The sequence below is a fragment of the Streptomyces sp. NPDC049970 genome (assembly GCF_040660235.1).
Classification (GTDB): Bacteria; Actinomycetota; Actinomycetes; order Streptomycetales; family Streptomycetaceae; genus Streptomyces.
The window spans coordinates 475,127-499,922 of record NZ_JBFALP010000003.1 but is presented as its reverse complement, the minus strand read 5'-3'; the positions used below and the strand labels follow the sequence as shown (position 1 = coordinate 499,922).

25 protein-coding genes are annotated in these 24,796 nt (G+C 70.8%); 14 read left to right on the top strand and 11 right to left on the bottom strand.

Annotation, left to right across the window (positions count from 1 at the left end; all coding sequences use genetic code 11):
* The first annotated feature begins 42 nt into the window (after positions 1-42).
* From AB0I83_RS08475 to AB0I83_RS08450, 6 genes are all read left to right on the top strand, one after another.
* Positions 43-450, top strand: a complete 408-nt coding sequence (locus AB0I83_RS08475; RefSeq protein ID WP_356531135.1) for a DUF742 domain-containing protein — start codon at positions 43-45, stop codon at positions 448-450.
* Positions 431-1,018: an ATP/GTP-binding protein gene (locus tag AB0I83_RS08470; RefSeq protein WP_351276111.1), complete on the top strand. Its 588-nt coding sequence runs from the start codon at positions 431-433 to the stop codon at positions 1,016-1,018. The genes AB0I83_RS08475 and AB0I83_RS08470 overlap by 20 nt, the downstream gene beginning before the upstream one ends.
* A gap of 351 nt (positions 1,019-1,369) precedes the next feature.
* A complete protein-coding gene (locus tag AB0I83_RS08465) occupies positions 1,370-4,570 on the top strand; it encodes a nitrate- and nitrite sensing domain-containing protein (protein ID WP_363304069.1) in 3,201 nt (1,066 codons plus the stop codon).
* A gap of 10 nt (positions 4,571-4,580) precedes the next feature.
* Positions 4,581-4,994 carry a roadblock/LC7 domain-containing protein gene (locus tag AB0I83_RS08460; RefSeq protein WP_030125847.1) on the top strand — a complete coding sequence of 138 codons (414 nt, stop codon included), beginning with the start codon at positions 4,581-4,583 and terminating at the stop codon, positions 4,992-4,994.
* Between the two features lie 89 nt (positions 4,995-5,083).
* Positions 5,084-5,779, top strand: coding sequence for a DUF742 domain-containing protein (locus tag AB0I83_RS08455; RefSeq protein ID WP_363304068.1), 696 nt, complete (start codon positions 5,084-5,086; stop codon positions 5,777-5,779).
* The gene (locus tag AB0I83_RS08450; RefSeq protein WP_356839723.1) at positions 5,760-6,341 is read left to right on the top strand and encodes an ATP/GTP-binding protein; all 582 of its coding nucleotides are present in this window, start codon (positions 5,760-5,762) and stop codon (positions 6,339-6,341) included. Before AB0I83_RS08455 ends, AB0I83_RS08450 begins: the two co-directional genes overlap by 20 nt.
* Positions 6,342-6,475: 134 nt before the next feature.
* Here AB0I83_RS08450 and AB0I83_RS08445 read toward each other — a convergent pair whose 3' ends face one another.
* Both AB0I83_RS08445 and AB0I83_RS08440 read right to left on the bottom strand, forming a co-directional pair.
* Entirely contained in the window at positions 6,476-6,679 is a 204-nt protein-coding gene (locus AB0I83_RS08445) for an acyl-CoA carboxylase subunit epsilon (RefSeq protein ID WP_356531130.1), read from the bottom strand.
* Positions 6,680-6,741: 62 nt separating this feature from the next.
* Entirely contained in the window at positions 6,742-8,325 is a 1,584-nt protein-coding gene (locus AB0I83_RS08440; protein WP_363304067.1) for an acyl-CoA carboxylase subunit beta, read from the bottom strand.
* A gap of 614 nt (positions 8,326-8,939) precedes the next feature.
* Between AB0I83_RS08440 and AB0I83_RS08435 the strand changes: the two genes are divergently transcribed.
* The gene (locus AB0I83_RS08435) at positions 8,940-10,151 is read left to right on the top strand and encodes a glycoside hydrolase family 64 protein (protein ID WP_363304097.1); all 1,212 of its coding nucleotides are present in this window, start codon (positions 8,940-8,942) and stop codon (positions 10,149-10,151) included.
* A 117-nt stretch (positions 10,152-10,268) separates the two neighbouring features.
* The gene (locus tag AB0I83_RS08430) at positions 10,269-11,591 is read left to right on the top strand and encodes an amidohydrolase family protein (protein ID WP_363304066.1); all 1,323 of its coding nucleotides are present in this window, start codon (positions 10,269-10,271) and stop codon (positions 11,589-11,591) included.
* A gap of 108 nt (positions 11,592-11,699) precedes the next feature.
* On the opposite strand, the gene AB0I83_RS08425 is transcribed toward AB0I83_RS08430, so the two are convergent.
* Positions 11,700-12,224, bottom strand: coding sequence for a hypothetical protein (locus tag AB0I83_RS08425; protein WP_356531124.1), 525 nt, complete (start codon positions 12,222-12,224; stop codon positions 11,700-11,702).
* A gap of 241 nt (positions 12,225-12,465) precedes the next feature.
* Here AB0I83_RS08425 and AB0I83_RS08420 point away from each other — a divergent pair, with 241 nt between their 5' ends.
* Positions 12,466-13,080, top strand: coding sequence for a YceI family protein (locus tag AB0I83_RS08420; protein ID WP_356531123.1), 615 nt, complete (start codon positions 12,466-12,468; stop codon positions 13,078-13,080).
* Between the two features lie 71 nt (positions 13,081-13,151).
* Here the strand turns inward: AB0I83_RS08420 and AB0I83_RS08415 are convergent, their stop codons facing one another.
* The 3 genes from AB0I83_RS08415 to AB0I83_RS08405 all read right to left on the bottom strand — a co-directional run bounded on the left by AB0I83_RS08415 (position 13,152) and on the right by AB0I83_RS08405 (position 15,362).
* Positions 13,152-13,784: a class I SAM-dependent methyltransferase gene (locus AB0I83_RS08415; protein ID WP_363304065.1), complete on the bottom strand. Its 633-nt coding sequence runs from the start codon at positions 13,782-13,784 to the stop codon at positions 13,152-13,154.
* Positions 13,781-14,818, bottom strand: a complete 1,038-nt coding sequence (locus tag AB0I83_RS08410) for an NAD(P)/FAD-dependent oxidoreductase (protein ID WP_363304063.1) — start codon at positions 14,816-14,818, stop codon at positions 13,781-13,783. The genes AB0I83_RS08415 and AB0I83_RS08410 overlap by 4 nt, the downstream gene beginning before the upstream one ends.
* A gap of 118 nt (positions 14,819-14,936) precedes the next feature.
* On the bottom strand, positions 14,937-15,362 hold the full coding sequence (locus tag AB0I83_RS08405) for a Rid family hydrolase (RefSeq protein ID WP_363304061.1): 426 nt from the start codon (positions 15,360-15,362) through the stop codon (positions 14,937-14,939).
* A gap of 127 nt (positions 15,363-15,489) precedes the next feature.
* On the opposite strand from AB0I83_RS08405, the gene AB0I83_RS08400 reads away from it, so the two are divergent.
* Together AB0I83_RS08400 and AB0I83_RS08395 are read left to right on the top strand one after the other, a co-directional pair.
* A complete protein-coding gene (locus AB0I83_RS08400) occupies positions 15,490-15,999 on the top strand; it encodes a MarR family transcriptional regulator (protein ID WP_363304058.1) in 510 nt (169 codons plus the stop codon).
* Between the two features lie 311 nt (positions 16,000-16,310).
* Positions 16,311-16,844 (top strand): translation initiation factor IF-2, encoded by a 534-nt coding sequence (locus tag AB0I83_RS08395; RefSeq protein WP_363304057.1) that lies wholly within the window; start codon positions 16,311-16,313, stop codon positions 16,842-16,844.
* Here AB0I83_RS08395 and AB0I83_RS08390 read toward each other — a convergent pair.
* Both AB0I83_RS08390 and AB0I83_RS08385 read right to left on the bottom strand, forming a co-directional pair.
* A complete protein-coding gene (locus tag AB0I83_RS08390) occupies positions 16,833-17,903 on the bottom strand; it encodes a sigma-70 family RNA polymerase sigma factor (RefSeq protein ID WP_363304056.1) in 1,071 nt (356 codons plus the stop codon). The genes AB0I83_RS08395 and AB0I83_RS08390 overlap by 12 nt on opposite strands.
* A 118-nt stretch (positions 17,904-18,021) precedes the next feature.
* Positions 18,022-18,258, bottom strand: a complete 237-nt coding sequence (locus AB0I83_RS08385) for a hypothetical protein (protein WP_363304055.1) — start codon at positions 18,256-18,258, stop codon at positions 18,022-18,024.
* 729 nt (positions 18,259-18,987) lie between these two features.
* Between AB0I83_RS08385 and AB0I83_RS08380 the strand changes: the two genes are divergently transcribed.
* The gene (locus AB0I83_RS08380; RefSeq protein WP_363304054.1) at positions 18,988-20,358 is read left to right on the top strand and encodes a cellulase family glycosylhydrolase; all 1,371 of its coding nucleotides are present in this window, start codon (positions 18,988-18,990) and stop codon (positions 20,356-20,358) included.
* Between the two features lie 50 nt (positions 20,359-20,408).
* Here AB0I83_RS08380 and AB0I83_RS08375 read toward each other — a convergent pair whose 3' ends face one another.
* Positions 20,409-20,675: a helix-turn-helix transcriptional regulator gene (locus AB0I83_RS08375; protein ID WP_363304053.1), complete on the bottom strand. Its 267-nt coding sequence runs from the start codon at positions 20,673-20,675 to the stop codon at positions 20,409-20,411.
* A gap of 89 nt (positions 20,676-20,764) precedes the next feature.
* Here AB0I83_RS08375 and map point away from each other — a divergent pair, with 89 nt between their 5' ends.
* Positions 20,765-21,565 (top strand): type I methionyl aminopeptidase, encoded by an 801-nt coding sequence (gene map, locus AB0I83_RS08370; RefSeq protein WP_363304052.1) that lies wholly within the window; start codon positions 20,765-20,767, stop codon positions 21,563-21,565.
* An 8-nt stretch (positions 21,566-21,573) separates the two neighbouring features.
* Here map and ppk2 read toward each other — a convergent pair whose 3' ends face one another.
* A complete protein-coding gene (ppk2, locus tag AB0I83_RS08365; protein WP_363304051.1) occupies positions 21,574-22,524 on the bottom strand; it encodes a polyphosphate kinase 2 in 951 nt (316 codons plus the stop codon).
* Between the two features lie 213 nt (positions 22,525-22,737).
* Between ppk2 and AB0I83_RS08360 the strand changes: the two genes are divergently transcribed.
* Entirely contained in the window at positions 22,738-23,316 is a 579-nt protein-coding gene (locus tag AB0I83_RS08360) for an MSMEG_1061 family FMN-dependent PPOX-type flavoprotein (protein ID WP_363304050.1), read from the top strand.
* Positions 23,317-23,369: 53 nt separating this feature from the next.
* Here AB0I83_RS08360 and AB0I83_RS08355 read toward each other — a convergent pair whose 3' ends face one another.
* Positions 23,370-24,749, bottom strand: a complete 1,380-nt coding sequence (locus AB0I83_RS08355) for a hypothetical protein (protein ID WP_363304048.1) — start codon at positions 24,747-24,749, stop codon at positions 23,370-23,372.
* Positions 24,750-24,796: the final 47 nt, after the last annotated feature.

Sequence of the window (24,796 nt, the reverse complement as noted above, 5' to 3'; positions counted from 1 at the left end):
CAGACGGCAGATCGACCCCCTGCTGTCACGCCCGGAGGATTTATGACCCCGCCACCCGCCTCACCGGATCCGTACGGCGCACTGCACCACGCGTCGTACGACGGTGAAGGCGACCAGCCGCTGGTCCGTCCGTACGCCATGACCGGCGGCCGGACCCGGCCGCGCTACCAGCTCGCCATCGAGGCACTGGTCAGCACCACGGCCGACCCCGCGAACCTCGGGAGCCTGCTTCCCGAGCACCAGCGGATCTGCCACCTCTGCCGTGAGGTCAAGTCGGTGGCCGAGGTCTCGGCCCTGCTGTCCATGCCCCTGGGTGTGGCACGGATCCTCGTGGCGGACCTGGCGGAAGCCGGCATGGTGGCGATCCACCAGCCGGGCAACGGAGAGACCGGCGGCGCGCCGGATGTGACACTGCTCGAAAGGGTGCTCAGTGGACTTCGCAAGCTCTAGCGGCGGTACGGGTACGGCCCGCGCAACCACCTCGGCGAAGATCGTGGTGGCAGGGGGCTTCGGCGTGGGTAAGACCACGTTCGTCGGTGCCGTCTCGGAGATCAACCCGCTGCGCACCGAAGCCGTGATGACGTCCGCCTCCGCGGGCATCGACGACCTGACCCACACCGGGGACAAGACCACCACCACCGTGGCCATGGACTTCGGACGCATCACCCTGGACCAGGACCTGATCCTCTACCTGTTCGGCACCCCCGGACAGGACCGCTTCTGGTTCATGTGGGACGACCTGGTACGCGGCGCCATCGGCGCCGTCGTCCTCGTCGACACCCGCCGCCTCGCCGACTGCTTCCCCGCCGTCGACTACTTCGAAAACAGCGGCCTCCCCTTCGTCATCGCCCTCAACGGCTTCGACGGACACCAGCCCTACACCCCCGACGAAGTACGCGAAGCGCTCCAGATCGGCCCCGACGCCCCGATCATCACGACGGACGCGCGGCACCGCGCGGACGCCAAGAGCGGCCTGATCACGCTGGTCGAGCACGCCCTGATGGCCCGGCTGAAGTAGCCGCAAGTCGGTATCGATCTACGGAAGTTGCAGTAGTCACACGGGGGCGGCCTGTGTCCTTTGACACGATCCGCCCCCGTGTTCATAACATTTCGACAGTGAATCGCGCCCTCGCCACCACCCGGCGCGTACGAACGGTACCGCTGTGCTCATACGAGCCTCGCCTTTTGACGGGGCTCGCTCTTTATGCCCGTTTTATCTTCGGTGCGCCTTACTCGGAATCTCATATTCCGACTGTTTGGAACGCGACCCGTCCGCGTGCTGCAATGCCTCGAACTACCGAGCAGTACGGCCCCCTGAACGATAATTCCGGCACAACGTAGGTGCCGACGCCGAGAGGTTGTTGGTCGAGTGAGGCGAAGCAACGAGAGCCCCGCTGCGCAGCCGGAGCGGGGCAACTTCACCCCGCCGCCGCGCGCCGCGGTGTCGCCTTCGGGCACGTCCGAGGCGCAGTCGGCGGGTGGCAGCACCAGTCGGCTGTCACCGCGCAACTGGCGGGTGCCCACGCGGCTGAACGCGATTCTCCTGATACCCGCGCTGGTCGGCCTGGTCATGGGCGGCTTCCAGGTGAAGGGGTCGGTCGACACCTGGAACGAGGCCCAGGACGCCGAGAAGACGGCTCTGGTCGTCCGCGCAGCCGCGGCGTACGGACAGGCGCTGCTGAACGAGCGTGACCTCACCGCCCAGCCGCTGCTGTCCAACAAGCGCACCGCCGCCGAGGTCGAGGACGTGCGGGCCACCACCGACGCCGCCGCCGCGAACTTCGACGACGCGGTGAAGGACATGCCGGAGAAGCAGGGGCTCGACCGCCGCCTGAAGCTGTTCAAGGTCGAGGAGCCGCTGCTTCCCGAGCTGCGCAAGGCCGCCTACGCCGAGGCCATGGACCCGGTGAAGACGGAAGAGGGCTACACCAAGGTCCAGCACTCGCTCATGGAGTTCTCCAACGAGCTGGGCCTGGGCACCGGCAACATCACCAGCTACGGCCGGACGGTGTACGCGATCGAGCTGGCCAAGGCCGCAGAATCGCTTCAGCGCTCGATCGGCATGCACCTCCTCGTGCGTCCGAGCCAGGAGGAGCGCAAGTTCAACGGCCAGGTCACGGCGTTCAGCTCGTACAACTACCTGGAGCAGATCGCACTCGGCGAGTTCGTCTCCGGCGGTACGGGGGCCGACGCGGCCCGACTCAAGGAGGTCATGGCCGGCAAGGCCGCCGAGGGCGCCAAGCAGCTGAAGGCGGCCAAGGCACAGGCCGCTGCCGCCGGAGAGCCCTTCGTGTCGCCCCCGAGCATCGACGGTTCGGTCTTCGACGGCATGGCCCAGCAGATCGGTCAGGGCAAGCAGCCGGACGAGCTGAAGGCCAAGGGCATCACCCCCGAGACCTGGATGGCGGCTTCCACCGCGAAGTTCGACGGCTACACGACGGTCGAGAACGAGCTCGTCGACAAGGCCGTGGCCGAGGCGGCGGAGATCTCGACCGACGCCAGGAACGACGCCATCGTCAACGCCGCGATCGTGATCGTCTCGCTGCTGGCCGCGTTCGTCATCGCCGGGCTCATGGCCCGCCAGATGAGCCGCTCGATGCGCCAGCTGCGTACGGCCGCCTTCGGTATCGCCGAGCAGCGGCTGCCGATGCTGGTCGACCAGCTGTCGCGGACCGAGCCCGGCCGGGTGGACACCCGGGTGCAGCCCATCCCGATCAACAGCCAGGACGAGATCGGCGAGGTCGCCCGCGCCTTCGACCAGGTGCACCGTGAGGCGGTCAGGCTCGCGGCCGAGCAGGCCATGCTGCGGGGCAACGTCAACGCGATCTTCACCAACCTGTCGCGCCGCAACCAGTCGCTCATCGAGGGCCAGCTGACCCTCATCACCGACCTGGAGAACAACGAGGCCGACCCGGACCAGTTGGAGAGCCTCTTCAAGCTGGACCACCTGGCCACCCGTATGCGCCGCAACGGCGAGAACCTCCTCGTCCTCGCGGGCGAGGAGCCCGGCCGCCGCTGGAACCAGCCGGTTCCGCTGGTCGACGTGCTGCGCGCGGCCTCGTCCGAGGTGGAGTCATACGAGCGCATCGAGCTCACCGGTGTACCGGAGAGCGAGATCCACGGCCAGGCCGTGACCGACCTCGTGCACCTGCTGGCCGAGCTGCTGGAGAACGCGACCACCTTCTCCTCGCCGCAGACCAAGGTCCGCGTCACCGCGACCCGGCTGCCGGACGGCCGCGTCATGGTCGAGATCCACGACAAGGGCATCGGCCTCACCGCCGAGGACTTCGCGGACATCAACCACAAGCTGGCCAACCCGCCGACCGTGGACGCCGCGGTGTCCCAGCGAATGGGCCTGTTCGTGGTCGGCCGGCTGGCCGACCGGCACGGCGTCCGCGTCCAGCTGCGCCCCTCGGGCGAGCAGGCGGGCACCACGTCCCTGGTCATGCTGCCGGACGCCATCACCCACGGTGGCGGTGGCGGATCGGCCGCGGAGGGCGACTTCACCGTCTCCTCGATCATCCCCGAGCAGCAGCAGGCACCGGCGTTCGACCCGATGCCGCAGCCCCTCCCGATGCGTACGGCGGCCGAGCTCGGCTTCGACGACTCCCGCTACGACACCCCGGCGGCGGACTCCCCGCAGCTGGACCCGGTCAACCGTTCGCTGATGCGCGAGGAGCGTCGTGCCGCTCTGGAGGCTCAGACGGGCGGCGAGCACCAGGCCTTCACGGGCAACGGCGGCGGGCAGCAGCACTACGCACAGGAGCAGTACGGCCAGGGCCAGTACGCCCAGGAGCAGTACGCACCCGAGCAGTACGCCCCGCAGCAGCAGGACTACGCGCAGCCCGCCCACGAGGGCGGCTTCGAGCCGTACCCCGCCGGGAACGGGTACCAGGAGCAGCAGCAGAACGGCTATGCGGAAGGCGCGTACCCCGCTCAGGACGGCCGGCAGGATCAGTACACCGACCCGTTCGCGCCGCAGAGCGACCAGTCCCAACAGGGCGAATGGTCGGGACAGGGCTCTTATCAGGGAGCCTTCGAGACCCCGTCACAGCCCGAAGCGGAAGCCGCGCCGAGCACTCCCGCGGAGACGCGGGAACACGTAGGCTTCGACCGCCCGGGTCCCACCCACAGCCCCGGTCAGGATGTGACGGACGCGGGTCTCCCCCGCCGTGGCGCGGGCCAGCAGCACTGGCAGCCGACCGGCCGCGGAAACGGCCGGCCCGCCGCGCCGGAACAGCGGCCGCAGGCGCCGAAGCCGGAACCGAAAGCGGACGACGCCGACGGGAACGGCAGCGAGGACTGGCGCTCCGCGAACGACGAGCGCTGGGAGCGGGCCGAGAAGCTCCGGGATCCGAAGGCGGGCGGAATCACCCCGTCGGGTCTCCCCCGGCGCGTGCCCAAGGCCAATCTGGTCGAGGGCACGGCTGAGCAGACCCAGCAGGGCGGCCCACAGGTCTCCCGCGCTCCCGAGGACGTGCGGGGCAGGTTGAGCAACCTGCGACGCGGCGTCCTCCGGGGACGTACCGCAGGGTCGGACACAAGCAACACCTACAACCAGGAGCGTTAGTGTGAGCCCGATGAGCCAGGCGGCGCAGAATCTGAACTGGTTGATCACCAACTTCGTGGACAACACCCCTGGGGTGTCCCACACGGTGGTGGTCTCCGCCGACGGACTCCTGCTGGCGATGTCCGAAGGTTTCCCGCGCGACCGCGCCGACCAGTTGGCGGCTGTCGCCTCCGGTCTGACGTCGCTGACCGCGGGTGCCTCCCGGATCTTCGAAGGCGGCGCCGTGAACCAGACCGTTGTGGAGATGGAGCGAGGATTCCTCTTCCTCATGTCCATCTCTGACGGATCCTCACTCGCCGTTCTCGCCCACCCGGATGCCGATATCGGCCTGGTTGGGTACGAAATGGCACTTCTCGTGGACCGTGCAGGAAGTGTCCTCACCCCGGATCTCCGCGCCGAGCTGCAGGGAAGTCTTCTTAACTAATAGACGGACAGTGCGTTTCTCGTCACCGCGCCATAGGGTGCGGTGGCGCGGCACCACTGGGATGGCGACCGGCAGGCGGAGGAGGAAACGTGGCAACACCCACAGGCGGGCACCCGTACCAGGGCGGTCAGCGGGTTCCGGGTGAGCAGGGTGACGATCGTTTCAACAACCCCTCCATGCCCGGCAGAGAGGGTCCGCAAGACTCTTATCAGCCGTACCAGCCGTACCAGCCCCCTCAGCAGTCGTACCGGCAGCCCCGACAGGGCTCGCAGGACGACGACTGGTGGGACCACGTCCAGCAGCCCGCTTCGGAGTGGCCGCCGCAACAGCCTCACTACGAGCAGCCGCGGCACGAACAGCAGCCGCCGCAGCGGTACGAGGCTCCTCCGTCGCGCATCCAGCCGGTCCAGCGGCAGGCCCCCGCGCCCGCCGCGCCCGCGGCGCACAACCCGCTGGTCCGTCCGTACGCCATGACCGGCGGCCGGACCCGGCCGCGTTACCAGCTCGCCATCGAGGCACTGGTCAGCACGACGGCCGATCCCGCCCGGCTGCAAGGGCAGTTGCCCGAGCACCAGCGGATCTGCCGGCTCTGCATCGAGATCAAGTCGGTGGCCGAGATCTCGGCCCTGCTCTCGATTCCCCTCGGCGTTGCCCGGATCCTCGTCGCCGACCTGGCCGAGGCCGGACTCGTCGCAATCCATCAGCCCGGCGGCGACGAGACCGCCGGCGGCCAGCCAGATGTGACACTGCTCGAAAGGGTGCTCAGTGGACTTCGCAAGCTCTAGCGGCGGAGCAGCCCGCTCCACTACCTCGGCGAAGATCGTGGTGGCAGGGGGCTTCGGCGTGGGTAAGACCACGTTTGTCGGTGCCGTCTCGGAGATCAACCCGCTGCGCACCGAAGCCGTGATGACGTCCGCCTCCGCGGGCATCGACGACCTGACCCACACCGGGGACAAGACCACCACCACCGTGGCCATGGACTTCGGACGCATCACCCTGGACCAGGACCTGATCCTCTACCTGTTCGGCACCCCCGGACAGGACCGCTTCTGGTTCATGTGGGACGACCTGGTACGCGGCGCCATCGGCGCCGTCGTCCTCGTCGACACCCGCCGCCTCGCCGACTGCTTCCCCGCCGTCGACTACTTCGAAAACAGCGGCCTCCCCTTCGTCATCGCCCTCAACGGCTTCGACGGACACCAGCCCTACACCCCCGACGAAGTACGCGAAGCTCTCCAGATCGGCCCGGACACCCCGATCCTGATCACGGACGCGCGGCACCGCGCGGACGCCAAGAGCGCGCTCATCACGCTGGTCGAGCACGCCCTCATGGCCCGCCTGCGCTGAGCCCCTCGCCGCACGGCGAAGGCCCCGTACTCCTTCGAGGAGTACGGGGCCTTCGTCCGTCAGGGGCGGCTTCACCCGTCAGGCGCTTCGTCCGCCGGGCCCGGAGGGCCCTGGAACGGCCTCAGCGGCCGTTCTCAGCCCTGCCAGCTGTGCGGGGCACGGAATCCGGGGGTGCGCTCCAGTCGGCGCCATCCGGCGGTGTCACGGCCTCGGTGGGCCGGTGCGTCGGTCCGGTGGGCGGCCCGGGCGAGCAGGACCGCGGTGATGGCGGCGAGCTCCTCGGGGCCGGCCTGGCCCTTCTCGACGCGTAGGACCGAATCGGCGGTGGTGACGTTCATGGGGTCTCCGGCTTCTGTGCGGGTGGTCGCGGGCGTGGGCGGGGTGGCCGCTGCGGCCGCGACTACTGCGGCGGGTTGCCGTGCTTGCGGGACGGCAGGTCGGCGTGCTTGTTGCGGAGCATCGCGAGCGAGGCGATCAGCACCTCGCGTGTCTCGGCGGGGTCGATGACGTCGTCGACCAGGCCGCGCTCGGCCGCGTAGTAGGGATGCATCAACTCGGCCTTGTACTCCTTGACCATGCGGGCACGCATGGCCTCGGGGTCCTCGGCCTCCGCGATCTGGCGGCGGAAGATGACGTTGGCGGCACCTTCGGCGCCCATCACCGCGATCTCGTTGGTGGGCCAGGCGTAGGTGAGGTCGGCCCCGATGGACTGGCTGTCCATGACGATGTAGGCGCCTCCGTACGCCTTGCGGAGGATCAGCGAGATCCTCGGCACGGTGGCGTTGCAGTACGCGTACAGGAGCTTCGCACCGTGCCGGATGATCCCACCGTGCTCCTGATCGACGCCGGGCAGGAAGCCGGGTACGTCCAGGAGAGTGACGATGGGGATGTTGAACGCATCACACATCTGGACGAATCGCGCGGCCTTCTCGGACGCCTCGATGTCCAGCACACCGGCGAGTGCCTGGGGCTGGTTGGCCACGATGCCGACGACCTGGCCGTCGAGCCGGGCCAGGGCGCAGACGATGTTGCGGGCCCAGCGCTCGTGGATCTCCAGGAAGTCGCCGTCGTCGACGAGCTCCTCGATGACCTTGTGCATGTCGTACGGGCGGTTGCCGTCGGCCGGGACCAGGTCGAGCAGGACCTCGCCGCGCCGGTCGGCCGGGTCGTCGCTCGGGACGACCGGCGGGTTCTCCCGGTTGTTGGAGGGCAGCATCCCGATCAGGTAGCGGACCTCGGCGATGCAGGTCTCCTCGTCGTCGTACGCGAAGTGCGCGACGCCCGAGGTCTCGGCGTGCACGTCCGCGCCGCCGAGCCCGTTCTGGGTGATCTCCTCGCCGGTGACCGCCTTGACGACGTCCGGGCCGGTGATGAACATCTGCGAGGTCTCGCGGACCATGAACACGAAGTCGGTCAGCGCCGGGCTGTAGGCCGCGCCGCCCGCGCACGGGCCGAGCATCACCGAGATCTGCGGGATGACACCGGAGGCGCGGGTGTTGCGCTGGAAGATCCCGCCGTATCCGGCGAGCGCGGACACGCCCTCCTGGATACGGGCGCCGGCGCCGTCGTTCAGCGAGACCAGCGGGGCCCCGGCCGAGATGGCCATGTCCATGATCTTGTGGATCTTCGTGGCGTGGGCCTCGCCCAGCGCTCCGCCGAAGATCCGGAAGTCGTGCGCGTAGACGAACACCGTCCGGCCGTCGACCGTGCCCCAGCCGGTGATGACACCGTCGGTGTACGGCTTCTTGGCCTCCAGGCCGAAACCGGTCGCCCGGTGCCGGCGCAGCTGCTCGACCTCCTTGAACGATCCCTCGTCAAGGAGCAGCGCGATGCGCTCCCGGGCCGTCAGCTTGCCCTTGGCGTGCTGCGCCTCGGTCGCCCGGTCGCTCGGTCCACGCCGGGCCTGCTCGCGCAGCGCCAGCAGTTCGGCCACGCGTCCACGCGTGTCGCTCGGCTCGCCCGGGATTTCGTCCACAACGGTCATGCATCGACCCTACGAAGCCGACCGCACAATTCCGCCGTCCACATTAAACAGTCTCCTGCCCGGTTTCCTGGTGGCACCCGACAGAATGAGAGCACCGTGCAGCCCATCTGTCAGCTGAGCGGGCTCCGGCTTTGTAGATCCTGTACAAACCCTTAGATGTGGCCCCGGACACATCGGCGCCCGCGCGCCACGCCGCGGACCCACCGGGGACACCACAATGGCAGAGCCCGGCGCCGGGACAGGGGGCGGACGGCGACGGCGTACGGGGCGGGCCGAGGGCGGCGCCGCCCGGCCGCACCACGCCCGCCACACCGCACGGGCCCGGCGGCACCCACCGTGCGGGACCGGTCGCCCGCGACGGGTTCGGAAGCTGTTCACTCCGCGCATCCGGACCTCGACCGGGAGTCGCGAAAACCCTTTCCGTGGCGTCGAGTTGTGAAGATGGGAGCCTCTTGAGAGCGCTCTCAGTCATAAGTCTTGACGCTTGCGGGAGCCGTCGCGAGAGTAGGGCGCACCGCAGACGACCCCCACCGCCACACCTCCCCGCACCACCCCCCACACCTGTGTCTGCGGTCCCCCCACACCTCGGGAGTTCCTTCGTGATTTCACGCCGAATGTTCCTGACGGGCGCCGCCGCCTCCGCGACCGCGCTCACCTACCCGCTCTGGGGCAGCGCCCTGAGCCCGCGCACGTCGGCCGCCGCCGCAACCTGTGAACTGGCTCTGGAGAACCGCTCGTTGCCCGGCACGGTGCACGCGTACGTCACCGGGCACGAGCAGGGCACCGACCGCTGGGTCCTGCTCCGCCCCGACGGCAGCGTCTACCGCCCGGACTCCCCCGGCGCTCCGCAGACCCCGCTGCCCGTGGACTGCGCCATCCCGCTGAAGGCCGCGGGCGCCGGACCCGTCGTACTGACCCTGCCGCAGATGTACGGGGCCAGGGTCTACTTCGTGCGGGACGACAAGCTGGACTTCTACCTGAACCCCGGGCCGTCCCTGGTGGAGCCCGCCTTCGCGACACCGACCGACCCGAACTACGGCAGGACCTGGTCGTTCTGCGAGTTCACCTTCAATCCCCAGCAGCTGTACGCGAACATCAGCTACGTCGACCTGGTGACCGCGCTGCCGATCGGCCTGACCCTGGAGGGCGACACCACGCACACGGTGGCCCCGCTCCCGGACGGCGCGGTCCAGCGCATCGCCGACGACCTCACCGCCCAGGCCGCCTCCGACGGACAGCCCTGGGACAAGCTGGTCACCCGCGGCTCGGACGGAGAGGTACTGCGGGTCGTGTCGCCGCAGAACCTGATGGCGCCGTTCTTCGACCGGCCGGACGAGATGCCCTTCCGGGACCTGTTCACCGCGCAGATCGACGAGGTCTGGGAGAAGTACCGCTCCACCGACCTGCGGATAGACATGCAGGGCGGCCGGGGCACGCTGGCGGGGCGGGTCAGCGGCGACACACTGACCTTCGAGGGCGGTCACACCTTCGTCAAGCCGACGTCGAAGGACATCTTCACCTGCAACCACGGCCCCTTCACGAACAACCCGGGTGACTCCGACGACAAGAAGGCGCTGCTGGCGAGGATCGCGGCGGGGTTCAACCGCTCGATCATGCTCAGCCACCCGCAGCAGCCCAACGGCACCTCGGTGGCGGACTACTACAAGGGCGGCGTGACGAACCACTGGTCGCGGGTCGTCCACGCGAACTCCCCCATCGGATACGCCTTCCCCTACGACGACGTCCGCCCGGACGGCGAACCGGACGTCTCGGGTGCGGCGCACGACGGGAATCCGCGCCGCTTCACGGTGAGCGTGGGCTCCTGACCCTCTCCCCGCGCCGGGCCGTCCACCGCACACCGCGGCGGGCGGCCCGGCCGCGTCCGGCACCCGTACGGCCCAGTCCGGCCTGCGGGGCCGGGCAGCGGGAAGGATCGTCGGAAGATGTCCTCATCCGACGCACTGCCCGCCGGGGAGCCCGGTGAACGGGTCCTCCTCCAGGACCTACGCCTGATCGACGGCACCGGGCGCGCCCCCGTGCCGGATGCCGCGCTGCTGATCGAGGGGACGGCGATCCGGTGGGCCGGCCCCCTCGCACGTCTGCCCGCGGAGCTCGCCCCGCCGAAGCGGCTGAGCCTCGGCGGGCGGACCGTCTGCCCCGGTTTCATCGACGCGCATGTGCACTTCGCCCTGCCCGGCCCCGCCGGCAACCCCCTCCAGGGCCTCTACGAACTTCCGACCTACCGTGCCCTGAACGTGCTGGACCGGCTGCGCGTCACCCTGGAGAACGGGGTCACCACCGCGCGGGACCTGATGGGCCTGGACGCCGGGTTCCGGCAGGCGGTCGCGGAGCGGAAGATCGTCGGGCCCCGGCTGCTGGTCTCGGTGACCATGCTCAGCCAGCGCGCGGGACACGCCGACTTCACCCTGGCCGCCGGGATCGACGGACTCGCCGTCGCCGTCGCCTTCCCCGGGAGCCCGCCCAGCCTGGTCGGCTCGGTCGACGACATGCGGGCCCGGGTCCGCGACCTGGTCGCGTCAGGCGCCGACTGCGTGAAGCTGGCCACCAGCGGAGGCGTCACCTCACCTCACGACCAGCCCGAGTGGCTGGGGCTGCGGCCGGAGATGATCAGCGCGGCCGTCGAGGAGGCCCGCTCCTACGGAGGTCTGCCCGTCGCCGCGCACGCCATCGGACGGCCGGGGATCGAGGCGGCCGTCCGGTCCGGCGTCACCAGCATCGAGCACGGTTACGCCCTGGACGACGAGCTGCGGGCGGAGATGGTGGAGCGGGGCCAGTACCTGGTGCCGACGCTGCTGGAGACCACCCAGGACCTCGATCCGGCGCGCACCTCGCCCTCCGCGTACGAGAAGGGGGTGCGTTGGCACCGGATCGCGCAGGAGTCGGTGGCCAGGTCGGCCGCGGCCGGCGTCCGCATCGCGATGGGGACGGACAGCGGTCTGGCGGTCGGGCACGGCCAGAACCTGCGGGAGCTGGGGCTGCTGGTGGACATCGGGGGCCTCACCCCGATGGCGGCGATCGTGGCCGCGACCGGCGAGGCGGCCCGGCTGTGCGGTGTCGGCGAACTCACCGGCACCCTGGAGGCGGGCAAGGCCGCCGACCTGGTGATCACGGACGTCGACCCCCTGGCCGACATCAGGGCGCTGGGCGAGCCGGCCCACATCCTGGCCGTGGTGAAGGAGGGTCGGATCGCCATCGACCGGGCCGGTGTCCTCGGCACGGGGTCACTGCCCGCGCTGCGGCCCTGACGCCCGGCGGACCGGCTCCGGCGAGTGCCCCCGCTCCGTGGATCCGTGGAGCGGGGGCACCGGGCTGCCCGGGGCGGGTGCCACCGGGCGCGTGCCGCTCCGGGACCGTCAGCAGCCGCCGCAGTTGTAGTACGTCACGTCCCAGTGGTTGCCCTCGTCGGCGTAGACGTTGCCGGAGCCGGACTGGTACTGGGGAGCGCCGTCACCACGGACTCCGATGTAGGTGAACACGCCCTTCACGTAGTTCGTCAGGCAGGTGGTCTTGGCGAAGTCGAGCTTGTAGCCGTTCCAGTGCGAGTACGTGCCGGAGGCGTGGCCGGTCTCGGTACCGCCGGTGATGTTGAGCGCGCAGCCCGTGGCGCTTTTCAGCGTCTGGGCGCCCTGGGCACTGGCGAGGTTGAGCTGGTCGAAGGACGTGCAGGTGGAGACGTTCCGGTTGGAACAGCCGCCCGAGGACGACCAGGTGACCCCGGACGAGGTGAAGCGTGAGGTCGCCTGGGAGTGGGTCAGCTTGGTGGCCGCGTGCGCCTCGGTCGCACCGCCGCCGAGGACGCCGACGCCGGGCGCGAAGAGGGCGCCGAGGACGAGGGCCGTAGCGGTCAGGGCCGAGCGGAGTCTGGGACGGGTCAGCATGGGGGGATCCTCCTGCTCATGACAATTTTTGGGGCAGGGAGATAGTGCCCGAGCTCTACGCGCGTCCGCCAGGGGGCGGCGCGGACCACTCCACTTCGGCCACGACTTCCGGACCGGCCTGGACCCTTGATGTTGAACATTGAACAAAAAGGGTCTACAGTCAATCTCGTTGAAGGTTCAACAAGAACCTCGACGGCCTGTCGTCACAGAACACGCCGGACGCACGTACCGAGGAGGAGCCATGGCTCTGTTCAACCGCAAGAACGCCGCCCCGTCCACCACCGCCACCCTCGCCGTCGACCCGGCGCTGGCCGCGCTCACCGGCACGTACACGATCGACCCGGCCCACAGCAGCATCGGCTTCACCGTGCGGCACGCCATGGTCACCAACGTGCGCGGCTCCTTCGCCGAGCACGAGGGCACCCTCACGCTGGACGGCGCGGACCCGGCCGGGTCCTCCGCCTCGATCGACGTCCGGATCTCCAGCGTCGACACCGGCATCGCCGACCGGGACGGCCACCTGGTCAGCGGCGACTTCTTCGACGCCGAGAAGTTCCCCCTGATGACGTTCCGCTCCACGCGGGCCGAGCAGCTCGGCGGCGACTCGTACCGCGTCACCGGCGACCTGACCATCAAGGACGTCACCCGTCCGCTCGCCATCGACCTGGAGTTCAACGGCTCCGCCACCGACGTCTACGGCAACGAGCGCGTCGGCTTCGAGGGCAGCGCCGACATCCTGCGCTCCGACTGGGGCCTGACCTGGAACGCCGCCCTGGAGACCGGCGGCGTGATGGTCAGCGACAAGGTCAAGCTGAACTTCGACATCTCCGCGATCAAGGCCGCCGCGCAGGTCTGAGCCTTCCGGACCGAGCGCGCCCGCCGGCCCTCCCCCACCGGGGAGGACGGCGGGCGCCCGGCTGTGCCCGGTCACCGGACGCGGCGGACCTTCAACGCGTTGTCGGTGCGCGTGGTGGGGTTGCCGTCGGGGTCGTTCTGGACGCGCTCGTGCTCCTCGCTGAGCAGCACCTCCCACTCCCCCTCCGGGAGTTCGAGGGAGGCGAGGACCTCGTCCGTCGTCGGCAGCTCCATGTCCGCGTGGTCGTGCTCCCAGGAGGGGAAGCCGGCGTGGCCGACGATCAGGAGTACGCCGCCGGGTGCGACCGCGGCGGCGGCCTCGCGCAGGATCCGTTCGCGCGGCAGGTCGCCCATCGAGTGCAGGAACTGCGCGGAGACCAGGTCGTACTCCCCCTCCGGGAACGAGGCCCCCAGGTCGTGCCACTGCCAGTGGATCAGGTCCGCGACACCGGCGTCGGCCGCGTGGACGGCCGCCCGGTCCAGGGCGACCCGCGAGATGTCGGTGGCGGTGACCCTCCAGCCCCACCGGGCGAGCCGGACGGCGTCGGCGCCCTCGCCGCAGCCGAGGTCGAGGGCGCGGCCCGGCGTGAGGCCCTCCACCTCGCGGACCAGGACCGTGTTGGGGTTCCCGCTCCAGATCCGGTCGCTCTCTCGGTACCGGTCGTCCCACATCTCGGCGTCGGTGCGGGTGCTGTCGGTGGTCATCGAGTCTCCTGCAGTCCGTGACGGCGGTCTCCGAGCACACGCTCGGAGACCTGGCGCTCGGCCTCGGCCGAGAAGGGGGTGCGGCGCGCCTCGACCGCGCGGCGCGTGTCGTCGGTGACGAGGTCCATGTTGATCATCGATGCCGACCTGAGCCCGGCGGCCGCCGCTCCGACGACCTGCCCCATGAGGTCGGCGACGTTACCGGCCACCCACACGCCGGGCACATCGGTGGCGCCTGCCGGGTCGGCCGCGACGTACGTGCCGACGACGTGGTCGCCGATCACCATCTCGGTCGGCACCAGGCCGAGGCCCTCCAGGACCGCCGACCGCGCGGTGAAGCGGGGCTGGACGACGACCGCCTCGCGCGGGATCACCGCGCCCCCGGCCAGCCGCACACCGGTGACCTTGTCCTCGGCCACCTCCAGCGCGGCCACCTCACCGTCCACGACGGAGATGCCCCGCGCGGCGAGCTGCTCGTACTCCTCGTCGCTGAAGTCGGCCTGCTCGTGGCGGAAGAGCACCACGTCGTCGGTCCACTGCCGCCAGAGCAGTGCCTGGTGCACGGCCATGGGGCTGAGCGCCAGCACGCCGACCGGCCTGTCCCGCACCTCCCAGCCGTGGCAGTAGGGGCAGTGCAGCACCTCCTTGCCCCAGCGCCCGGCCAGGCCCTCCAGCGGAGGCAGCTCGTCGACGATCCCGGTGGTCACGAGGAGTCGACGGGCGTGGACGGCGCTCCCCTCCGCCCGCACGACGCGGAAGCCGTCGGACAACCTCTCGGCCGAGACGACGTCGCCCCGGACGATCTCGGCGCCGTAACCCGCCGCCTCGGCCCGCCCGACGGCCAGCAGCTCCAAGGGCGGGACGCCCTCGCGCCCCAGGTAGTTGTGCGCGTGGGAAGCGGGCGCGTTGCGCGGGCTTCCCGCGTCGATCACGAGCACGGAACGCCGCGCCCGGGAGAGGGCGAGCGCCCCGCTCAGCCCGGCGGCCCCACCGCCGATCACCACTACGTCGTACCGCTGGTCGGTCTCGCTCATGCGGAACACCTCCTGTTACGGGAGATGGTGCGCGCGCGGCGCCGATTCGACAAACCTGCTTGCCGAAGTGGCAAACTCGCCCGGATGGCGCCCCTCCTCCCCGGGCTACGGGGATGGCTCAGCCCCCGGAGCCGACCACGGCGGTGACGCGGATCTCCACGCGCATGGCGGCGAGCCCGAGGACCGTGACGCCGGTCTCGGTCCAGATCGGCGCGCGGCCGTCGAGGCGACGGCGGAACTGCTCGGCCATGACCGCGTTGTGGTCGTCGCCGATGGCGTCATCCCCCGGCGCGACCTTGTGGTACGAGTTGACGTGGATGACGTCCTTCCACGTCGCGCCGACCGTGGCGAGCGTGCGCTCCACGTTGTCGAAAGCCTGGATGATCTCGTCCTCCAGCGAGTCGGGGATCACCAGGTCGTCGTCCACCCCGGCCTGGCCGGAGGTCTCGACCCGGTCGTCGACGCGGACGGCCCCGCTGTAGCCGAGGGCCTCGTACAGCTTCTCGCCGTAACCCGGAGTGACGCCGAAGGTGACGGTGCTCATGATGTTCCCTCTTCCTGTCCACGGGGCGCGTTTCCCGTTGAATGACTTCACGCGTAAAGTGAGACTAGCAAGCGATGACTTCAAGCGCAAAGTGATGGCGAACTTCGCCGGAGGGGCGGGAAGATCCATGAGCAGCACGGGAGAACCCATGAGCGGCACGGGCGAACACGAGGACGACGAGGAGCTGCGATGGCTCGACGAGCAGGAGAAGGCGGCATGGACGGGGCTGATCTCCCTCGTCCTGCTACTGCCCGCCAAGCTGGAATCGCCGCTACGGCAGGAACACGGCCTCACCCTGTTCGAGTACCTCGTGCTCAGCCACCTCTCCGAGGCGCCGCGGCGCAAGCTGCGGATGGGAGAGCTCGCCTTCCTCGCCAGCGGGTCGCTCTCCCGCCTGTCCAACGTCGTCAAACGCTGCGAACAGCGCGGCTGGGTCCTACGGACACCCGACCCGGCAGACGGCCGTTACACCCTCGCCGAACTCACCGACGGCGGCTTCGACATCGTGCGCCTGGCAGCGCCCACCCACCTGCGCGCCGTACGCCGCATCGTCCTCGACTCGCTCAACACGACCGATCAGAAGGCCCTCGCCCGCGTCGCGCGGAGACTCCGCATCGTCCCCGACGACTTCGGCTGACAGCCGTCCCACGCGACGACCCGGGACGAGCGGCGCCGAGGTCCGTTTCGGAGTGTCGGGCGCCCGGTGCGAAGGAACGCAAGCCGGTTTCGCCGACGGGGCTGAGTACGATCGCCCGTGCCGGCCCGAGGACGTGAGCGGCTGCCGCCGCGCGGCGCCGGAAGGGTGGGCACATGCGCCGACTGCTGCTGCTCGCACCGCTGTTGGTGCTCACCGCCGGCGCGAGCGACCGGCTCTAGGGCCAGCGTCCGCGCACGGCGGAGGAGGTAGGACGCTCCGCCTCCGGCATCGACGGGGTGGAGGTGCTCCGGGTGACGGGCACCTCCACACATGACGGGGACGGCGTCGACCTGGTCGTCCGCACGTCCGGCTCGGCGCACAGGGGATGGATCGACACCCAGGAAGTCACCGTCGAGCGCTGTTTCGGGATACGGGTGTCGCCCAGGTCGCAGTGGCGTGAGGATCCAAAGGATGCGGACTGCCCGGACGGCCCTCCGCCGGCCTTCGCCCAGCCGCCCGAACCGGCCCGGCTGCCGTACGAGGAGCTCCGCGCGAGACTTCCCCGGGTGCCGGAGGGCGGCCGGGTGGACGAGGCGGAGGTACGCCGTGGGATCGCCGCCCTGGACCTGCCCCCGGAGATCCGTACCGAGGTGAAGGGGGACGGCGGACGGGTCGGTGTTCTCCTGTACGTGAGGGGCGACGGCTTCGACGCGCAGGACTGCCTGCTCGGCCGGGTGGGTCCCGGCTCCACCGACGTCCGGGTGCCGCCCCGGGTGCAGCGGATGCCCGGGGAGGGCGGGTGCAGCGTCGGCAACGCGCTGGATCCGGCAGCCTCACCGCACTGAACGGGACGCCCGGCCCAGCGGTTCGGGATCGACCGTGACGCCGCCCACCGCGGCGGTGGTGACCGTCGGCACCGGGGGCACTTCCGGGCGACGGAGATCCGGCGTGTCCACCGGCAGTGACGGTATCGACGTGAGCGTGTCCACCGGCGTCGGTAGCGAGACAGGTTGGCCGGATCCGATCGATACTTCCACCCCCACCGCGCCCGAAGGCTCGTGGGAGCACGGCGGACTCAGCGGAACGGACCGCGACGCGTCCTGCCCCGTACCGGCGTCGCGATGCGGGTCCGGCGAGGGCATCTGCGTGTGAGGGCGTGCCCGAGACGCTCGGGGAGCGGGGAACTCGGCGGCCGGAGCGGGGCGCGGCGCCACGGCCCCGTGCCTGCTCCCCGGAGGCCGGACGTCCGGCTGGTCGAAGGGCCCCGCCGGCATCACCGCCGCCGCCACGGCGAGCGTCACCGCAGCCGACGTCACCCCCGCGGACGGGGCGACGTCCGCGCGGGGAAGCCTGCGCGCGCACAACCACACCGCCGTGGCCAGTGCGAGGGTCCCGGCCAGGGCGTCACGCAACGACCGTCTGGCCCGGGCGAGCAGCGACTCGGTGGCCCGGTAGCTCAGCCCCATGGCCCGGGCCACCTGCCCGACGTCCAGATCCCGCGCCTGGAGCAGCAGCGCCTGCGCCTGGCGGGCGGGCAGCAGTTCCGCGCTGCGCCCGGCCAGCCATCTGGCCTCCGCCCGGTCGCATACCGCCTCCTCCACGGGGGAGGGCTCGGCCGGAGCGGTGGAGAGGCTCTTGCTCAACTCCCGGTCGTGGGCGACCTGCCGGTGCCGGTCGGCGCATGCGCGTACGGTCGCGCGCCTGAGCCACGAGCGCACCCGGCCGTACTGGACGTCAGGGTCCTCGACCGCGCGGACCATCGCTTCCTGGACGGCGTCCTCGGCCTCTTCGGCGCTCGACGAACGGCGGCGCGCGATCTCCAGCAGTTCGTCACGGTGACTCCAGACGAGCTCCCACCGGTTGCCCGGGCCGCCTGGACGGCGAGCGGTACGCGGGTCGCTCACGTTCGAAACCCTCTGGTCCGTGGTGTCAGGTCCGCTGTGTCCGCCTCGGTTCCGCACGGCCCCTGTGCCCCGCGGCCGGTGGCCGTCGGAGCACGGGGCGTACGGGCTCGGCGCAGGATCAGGCCGAGAGCGTGGCGGCGGAGCCGAGACCGGCGACGCCGAGCACGTCGCCGCCGAGGGCGCCCGAGAGACCACCGGGGAGCAGCGACGCGCCCGGCAGGTCGGCGCTGACCGCACCGGCGACGCCACCGACGAGCGGAGCCTGGACGGCAGCCGCGCCGGAGAGGCCACCGGACACGGCGTCCAGGTCGCTGTCGGAGATTTCCTGGGTGTGTATCTGGGGGACGGAGCTCATGATGTGAATTCCCTTCGCATTGATTCCGAACGGCCGGGCCGACCCCGTCAAGACGAAGGGCCCCCGCCGATGTCGCGGCCACCGAGGGCTCACCGTTCGCCCTGAGGCGGTGAATTCGCCTGCGGCCGGCGCGATGTGAGGGATGTAAGCACGTCAGGGCGTTGCGGGGCCACCCTCCACCGGTCCGGCGAATGGTTGTCGGGCGAGGAATCGCCGACACGGTCACATCAATCCGTGGACCGGTACATTTTCTTCACCCGTCCGACCGACGGACGTTTCGCAGGACGAATATTCGATCCGCCGCGAAGGGGACATTGTCGGTCGCCGACGTGGAGGATCCGGTCCGCGCGCGAAAAGCGGCGGGAGCCGTCTCGCCTCCTGCGGACACGATGTGCAGATCCGCCGCAGACGGCCCCGGCGCGCCTCCCGGAAGCACCGTCCGGGCGGGCTTCACGCCACCGGGGCCCCGAATACGGATCGTCACGGTGCAGGCTGCGCCCCGGCCGTAGGGCGACCCGGCCGTCGAGCACCCGGCGAGACGGAAGGGAATGGGCTGCCCTGCTTCCGGGGGGAAGCCCCGGAACCCTCCACACGCACCTCCGGACCGGTGTCGTCCCGTCGGTACGTCGAATGTCTATCGCGCGTCGGCGCTCCGGTGTACGTTCTCGGGTCGACAGGCCTTGGGAGCGCTCCCATGAGCCGATTCCGCTTCGCACGAGGAGGAACGCCATGAAACGCCTGCTCGCCTTACTGGCGACCTGCGCGACAGTCCTGGGCCTCACGGCGGCAGCCGGCCCCCAAGCGGCGGCCGCCACCGGGTGCAAGGTCGAGTACAGCGTCACCGGCCAGTGGGCGGGAGGCTTCCAGGCCGGGGTGAAGGTCACCAACCTGGGCGCCCCCGTCACCGGATGGACGCTCGGGTTCGCCATGCCGGACGCGGGACAGAGGATCACCCAGGGCTGGAACGCCACCTGGTCCCAGTCCGGCCCCACCGTCTCCGCCGTCGGCGTCGACTGGAACCGCACACTGGCCACCGGCGCGGCGGCCGACCTGGGATTCACCGGTTCCTTCACGGGTGGCAACCCGAGACCTACGGCCTTCACGCTCAACGGGGTCGCCTGCACGGGTTCGCTCGAAGAGCCCCCGCCGGCCCCGGCGGACGGCACCCCGGTGGGCGTCAACGGCCAACTCCACGTCTGCGGCGTGCACCTGTGCAACCAGTACGACCGCCCCGTCCAGCTGCGCGGCATGAGTACGCACGGCATCCAGTGGTTCGGCACGTGCTACAACGCGGCGTCCCTGGACGCGTTGGCGAGGGACTGGAAGTCGGACCTGCTGCGCATCGCCATGTACGTACAGGAGGACGGCTACGAGACCGACCCGGCGGGCTTCACCAGTCGAGTGAACGGCCTCGTCGACCAGGCAGAGGCCCGCGGCATGTACGCGCTGATCGATTTCCACACCCTGACGCCGGGCGACCCGAACTACAACCTCGACCGCGCGAAGACCTTCTTCGCGTCCGTCGCCGCCCGCAACGCCGGCAAGAAGAACGTGATCTACGAGATCGCCAACGAGCCCAACGGCGTCAGCTGGTCGGCCATCAAGAACTACGCCGAGCAGGTCATCCCGGTCATCCGGGCCGCCGACCCGGACGCCGTCGTCATCGTCGGTACCCGCGGCTGGTCCTCACTGGGCGTCTCGGACGGCTCCGACGGGAGCGAGGTCGTCAACAACCCCGTCAACGCCACCAACCTCATGTACACGTTCCACTTCTACGCCGCGAGCCACAAGGACGCCTACCGCGCCGCAGTGAGCCGGGCCGCCTCGCAACTGCCGCTGTTCGTGACCGAGTTCGGCACCGTGAGCGCCACCGGCGGCGGAGAGATGGACCGGGCGAGCACCACGTCCTGGCTGGACCTGCTCGACCAGCTGGGGATCAGCTACGCCAACTGGACCTACTCCGACGCCCCCGAGAGCAGCGCGGCCCTCCGGCCCGGCACCTGTGACGGCGGCGACTACAGCGGCAGTGGGGTGCTGACCGAGTCCGGGGCGCTGCTCAAGAACCGGATCAGTACGGCCGACAACTTCCCCACCGGCTGACCTCGTCCGGGCCCCGCCCTCGGCGGGGCCCGGACGCGCGCTCCCTCCGCTCAGGAGGCCTTGCTCAGGACGAGGCCGCTGCGCCAGACGACGGCGAGTTCGGGCAGCGGCACGGCGAGCACCTCGCTGAGCCGGACGACGGTGCCGAACGCGGGTGTGGGCAGCCGGCCGGTCTCGATCTTGCGGAGGGTCTCCGGCGAGATCCCTGCCGCCAGGGCCACCTCGGCGAGGCCGCGTCCGGCCCGGGCGGAGCGCAGCGCGGCTCCGAGGCGCCGGCCCGCCTCGATCTGTTCGGGGGCGAGCGGATGACGAACCATGCGCTCATGCTAGAGCGGCACGCGATCCGGCGGCAACCACCCCCTGGTATAAATATACCTACCAGCGTCGCGGAGGATCGAGGAACGCAGTGATCGAGCACAAAACCCCCCAGGACATCGAGCGGATGCGCGTCACCGGACAGTTCGTCGGCGAGGTGCTGGCCGAGCTCGCCGCCCTGGCCGCGGTGGGGGTCGACCTGCTGGATCTGGAGCATGAGGCCCGCCGCCGGATCAAGGAACGCGGCGCGCAGTCCTGCTACTGGGACTACGAGCCCTCGTTCGGCAAGGGCCCGTTCCGCAACGTGGTGTGCCTCTCGGTCAACGACGCCGTGCTGCACGGACTGCCGCACCGCTACAAGCTGCGCGACGGGGACCTGCTGACCATGGACATGGCCGTCACCATCGACGGGTGGGCCGCGGACTCGGCCCGGTCCGTCGTCGTCGGCACCGCGGCCGAGGAGGACCTTCGGCTGATCGAGGCCACCGAGGTCGCCCTGGAAGCCGGCATCGAGGCCGCCAGGCCGGGCAACAGGCTCGGGGACATCTCGGCGGCCATCGGCTCGGTCGCCGCGGAGTACGGCTACCCGGTCAACCTGGAGTTCGGCGGACACGGTATCGGCCGCACGATGCACGAGGACCTGCACATCCCCAACGACGGCCGCCCCGGACGCGGCTGGAAGCTGCGCCCCGGCCTGACCATCGCGATCGAGCCCTGGTTCGCCGCCGGCACCGACAAGATCGTCTACGACCCGGACGGCTGGACGATCCGCTCCGCCGACGGCTCGCGTACCGCTCACTCCGAGCACACGGTCGCCGTCACCGAGACCGGCCCGCTGGTGCTCACCCGCCCCCCTCGGAGCGACGAGGCGCCGCAGGACCGGAGGCGGTGAGCGGCCCCTTACGGGTGCGCGCCCCGCCCCCTGGTGTTCGGGGCGAGGCGGGTGGGTGAGAGGGCGGTGTCCTCCTCGCCCGGTTCCAGCAGGGTGGCGGCGGCGCCGACGACGAGGGGGTCCGGCCTGCCGACGGCGCCCGGGTCCTTCGCCGTGTAGTCGATGCGGGCCAGGAGGCTGCGCATCGCTTCGAGGCGGGCCCGGCGCTTGTCGTTGCTCTTCACCACCGTCCACGGCGCGTACTCGGTGTCGGTGGCGCGGAACATGCGGATCTTGGCCGTGGTGTAGTCGTCCCAGCGGTCCAGGGAGTCGATGTCCGTGGGCGAGAGCTTCCACTGCCGCACCGGGTCTATCTGCCGGATGGCGAAACGGGTGCGCTGCTCGGAGCGGGAGACGGAGAACCAGAACTTGACCACGATGATCCCGTCGTCGACGAGCATCTCCTCGAAGGCCGGGCACTGGTCCAGGAAGCGTTCGTACTCGGGCGGGGTGCAGAAGCCCATCACGCGTTCGACACCGGCCCGGTTGTACCAGGAGCGGTCGAAGAAGACGATCTCACCGGGTGCGGGCAGATGGGCCACGTAGCGCTGGAAGTACCACTGCCCCCGCTCGCGGTCCGTCGGCTTGTCCAGGGCGACTATGCGGGCGCCGCGGGGGTTGAGGCGCTCGGTGAAGCGCTGGATGGTGCCGCCCTTGCCCGCCGCGTCCCGCCCCTCGCAGACCACGACGACCCGCGCGCCGGTGTCCTTGGTCCACCGCTGGAGTTTGAGCATCTCGATCTGCAGGATGCGCTTGATCCGCTCGTACTCCTTGCGGCGCAGCCTGCGGTCGTACGGGTAGTTCTCCCGCCAGGTCCTGATCGGCCTGCCCTCGTCGTCGAGCAGGATCGGCTGCTCCGGCCTGGTGGCGTCGACGGTCAGGCCGTGCAGAAGCTGCTTCTCCAGGCGGTCACGGTCCACGCGACAAGAGTGGCACCCGTTCGCGTCCCGCGCCACCAGGTGGCGCGGGACGTCCGAGCCGCCTGGTTCATCGCGTCCGCGAACAGCGGGACGACCTTGTCCCGCGCGCTTGCCACCCCCGGGTCGGGACCCATCGGGCACCTAAGTAAGGTGACCCTAACAGTGCCAGGTCAGCGTCCCGCTGCTGCGCCCACACGAGGTACGGAGAACCCCTTGTCGAATGCCGCGCCCGCACCGGCACCGGCCGCCCCCGTCGACACCGCGGACCCGCTGGCCGGAGCCGTGCCGCTGGAGTCGGCGGAGCAGCTGCGCGAGATCCTGGGCGAGCCGTGGCCGATCGTCATCGACAAGGTGCACGACGAGCTCACCGAGGCCGACCTCGCCCTGCTGGCCCGCTCCCCGTTCTGCGCCGTCTCCACCTCGGACGCCGACGGCAACTGCGACACCTCCCCGCGCGGCGGGGAGCCCGGCTTCACCAGGGTCCTGGACCCCCGCACCCTGGTGATGGCCGACCTGCCGGGCAACCGGCGCGGGGACAGCTTCCACAACATCCTGTCCAACCCGCACGTGGGGCTGCTGTACCTGATACCGGGTGCGATGACGGTCCTGCGGATCAACGGCCGGGCCCGCGTCCTCAGGGACGCTCCGCTCTTCGACGAGATGAAGGTCAGGGGACGGCGTCCCGACCTCGCCCTGGTCGTGGACATCGACGAGATCTACCTGCACTGCCCGGCCTCGCTCAAGCGCTCGGGCCTGTGGGCTCCGGAGAAGTGGGAGGGCGCGTCCGAGTAGGCGCGCGACCTCGCCGCCCCGCCCCGCTCGCACCCGATGAAGCGGGGCGGGCCTCAGAATCCGCCGCCTCCGTCGAACCCTCCGCCGCCGCCGAAGCCGCCGCCGTCACCGAAGCCGCCGAAGCCCGAGGAGTCGAAGTCGGAGCCGGAGAAGTCGCCTCCGCCCCAGTCGCCTCCCCCGACCCCGCCGAAGTCACCGCCGCCGTACTCCGCCGCGTACGCCGGGGTGGAGAGCATCGAGCCGAGCATGGTGCCGACCAGGAGGCCGGGCAGCAGGCCGCCTCCGAAGTAGCCGCCGGCCCAGGGGCCGTAGGCCGGGCCCGCCTCCCAGTAGGGGCGGCGGCTGCCGTCGCCCACGTCCACCGTGCGGCTCATCGGGTCCTCGCCCTCCCGCAGCCGCACCTCGTCCGCGCCGCAGACCGGGACCTCGCGGGCCGCTCCGCCGGACGGCGTCCATGTGACGTCCGCGACGGAGGGGCCGTGGCGCGGGTCGAAGAAGCAGGGCGGGCGGCGGTCCGGCAGTTCCCGGTGCTTGCGGCGCGCCTCCAGGACCGCGAGGGAGAACCGGCCGTCCTCCAGGGCCTGGGTGACCCCGCGCACGTCGGAGGGGTGGCGGGCGCTGCCCATACGGGACTTGGCGTCCTCGTAGGAGTCGAGCGCGCGCTCGTAGTCGGCGCGCATCGGGTCGTCGGCTCCCGGCTCCGCCGGATGGAAGTCCAGCCGGTCGAGTGCTTCGCCGTACGCGGTGATGTCCTCGTCCACGACCACCCGGAGCTTGTCCAAGGCGGCCTGCTCCTCCTCCTCCCGGCGCCTGCGGTTGCGGCGGACGACGGTGAACGCGGTGGCGCCGCCGACGGCCACGACGCCGCCGAGGACGATGAGGCCGGCCACCGGCATCCCGCTCGTGGAACCGTCCCCGGCGGTGCCACCCGACCAGGAGTCCGGGGCGCTGCCCTTGGCCTGTTCGAGGGCCCGGTCGACGAACGCGTTGAGCTGGGTCGCGGCGTCGGTGTCCGCGCCGGGGGCCTTCACGGCCGTGGTGAGGTTCTCCACGGCACGGGTCGGCATCACCTGCGGGTCGGCACCCGCGTCGAATCCGTTGCCGAGGCGGACCGCGTAGACGCCGGTGATCCCGGTGTCGCTGCGCAGGTTCCGCAGGAGGTTCTCGGGCGGGTACTGGGACGTCGCGGGCAGCACGGCCACGAAGACCGGCTTGTCGGCGTCCTTGATCTTCTTCTCCAGCGCGGCCTCCTGGGAGGCCGGGAGCTGCCCTGCCGCCGCCGGGTCGACGTAGACCGGGCCCTGGCGCAGGGCGCGGGCCGCGTCGCCGATCGTGGAGGGGGCGGCAGGGGCAGCGGGGGTCATCGCCAGCACGGCCGCCGAGAGAATCAGCAGCAGGCAGGCCCACAAGGGAGCGAACAGCCTTTTCCGCATACTCCGAAAGTAACCCGGGCGGGCGAAGGATGCGTCGCCCGCCCGGG

Excerpts from the sequence above, each read along its gene's own strand:
- AB0I83_RS08475 (WP_356531135.1), top strand. The coding sequence starts at position 43 with ATGACCCCGCCACCCGCCTCACCGGATCCGTACGGCGCACTGCACCAC.
- AB0I83_RS08460 (WP_030125847.1), top strand. The coding sequence starts at position 4,581 with ATGAGCCAGGCGGCGCAGAATCTGAACTGGTTGATCACCAACTTCGTG.
- AB0I83_RS08445 (WP_356531130.1), bottom strand. The coding sequence starts at position 6,679 with ATGAACGTCACCACCGCCGATTCGGTCCTACGCGTCGAGAAGGGCCAG.
- AB0I83_RS08440 (WP_363304067.1), bottom strand. The coding sequence starts at position 8,325 with ATGACCGTTGTGGACGAAATCCCGGGCGAGCCGAGCGACACGCGTGGA.
- AB0I83_RS08435 (WP_363304097.1), top strand. The coding sequence starts at position 8,940 with ATGTTCCTGACGGGCGCCGCCGCCTCCGCGACCGCGCTCACCTACCCG.
- AB0I83_RS08430 (WP_363304066.1), top strand. The coding sequence starts at position 10,269 with ATGTCCTCATCCGACGCACTGCCCGCCGGGGAGCCCGGTGAACGGGTC.
- AB0I83_RS08425 (WP_356531124.1), bottom strand. The coding sequence starts at position 12,224 with ATGCTGACCCGTCCCAGACTCCGCTCGGCCCTGACCGCTACGGCCCTC.
- AB0I83_RS08420 (WP_356531123.1), top strand. The coding sequence starts at position 12,466 with ATGGCTCTGTTCAACCGCAAGAACGCCGCCCCGTCCACCACCGCCACC.
- AB0I83_RS08415 (WP_363304065.1), bottom strand. The coding sequence starts at position 13,784 with ATGACCACCGACAGCACCCGCACCGACGCCGAGATGTGGGACGACCGG.
- AB0I83_RS08410 (WP_363304063.1), bottom strand. The coding sequence starts at position 14,818 with ATGAGCGAGACCGACCAGCGGTACGACGTAGTGGTGATCGGCGGTGGG.
- AB0I83_RS08405 (WP_363304061.1), bottom strand. The coding sequence starts at position 15,362 with ATGAGCACCGTCACCTTCGGCGTCACTCCGGGTTACGGCGAGAAGCTG.
- AB0I83_RS08400 (WP_363304058.1), top strand. The coding sequence starts at position 15,490 with ATGAGCAGCACGGGAGAACCCATGAGCGGCACGGGCGAACACGAGGAC.
- AB0I83_RS08385 (WP_363304055.1), bottom strand. The coding sequence starts at position 18,258 with ATGAGCTCCGTCCCCCAGATACACACCCAGGAAATCTCCGACAGCGAC.
- AB0I83_RS08380 (WP_363304054.1), top strand. The coding sequence starts at position 18,988 with ATGAAACGCCTGCTCGCCTTACTGGCGACCTGCGCGACAGTCCTGGGC.
- AB0I83_RS08375 (WP_363304053.1), bottom strand. The coding sequence starts at position 20,675 with ATGGTTCGTCATCCGCTCGCCCCCGAACAGATCGAGGCGGGCCGGCGC.
- AB0I83_RS08355 (WP_363304048.1), bottom strand. The coding sequence starts at position 24,749 with ATGCGGAAAAGGCTGTTCGCTCCCTTGTGGGCCTGCCTGCTGCTGATT.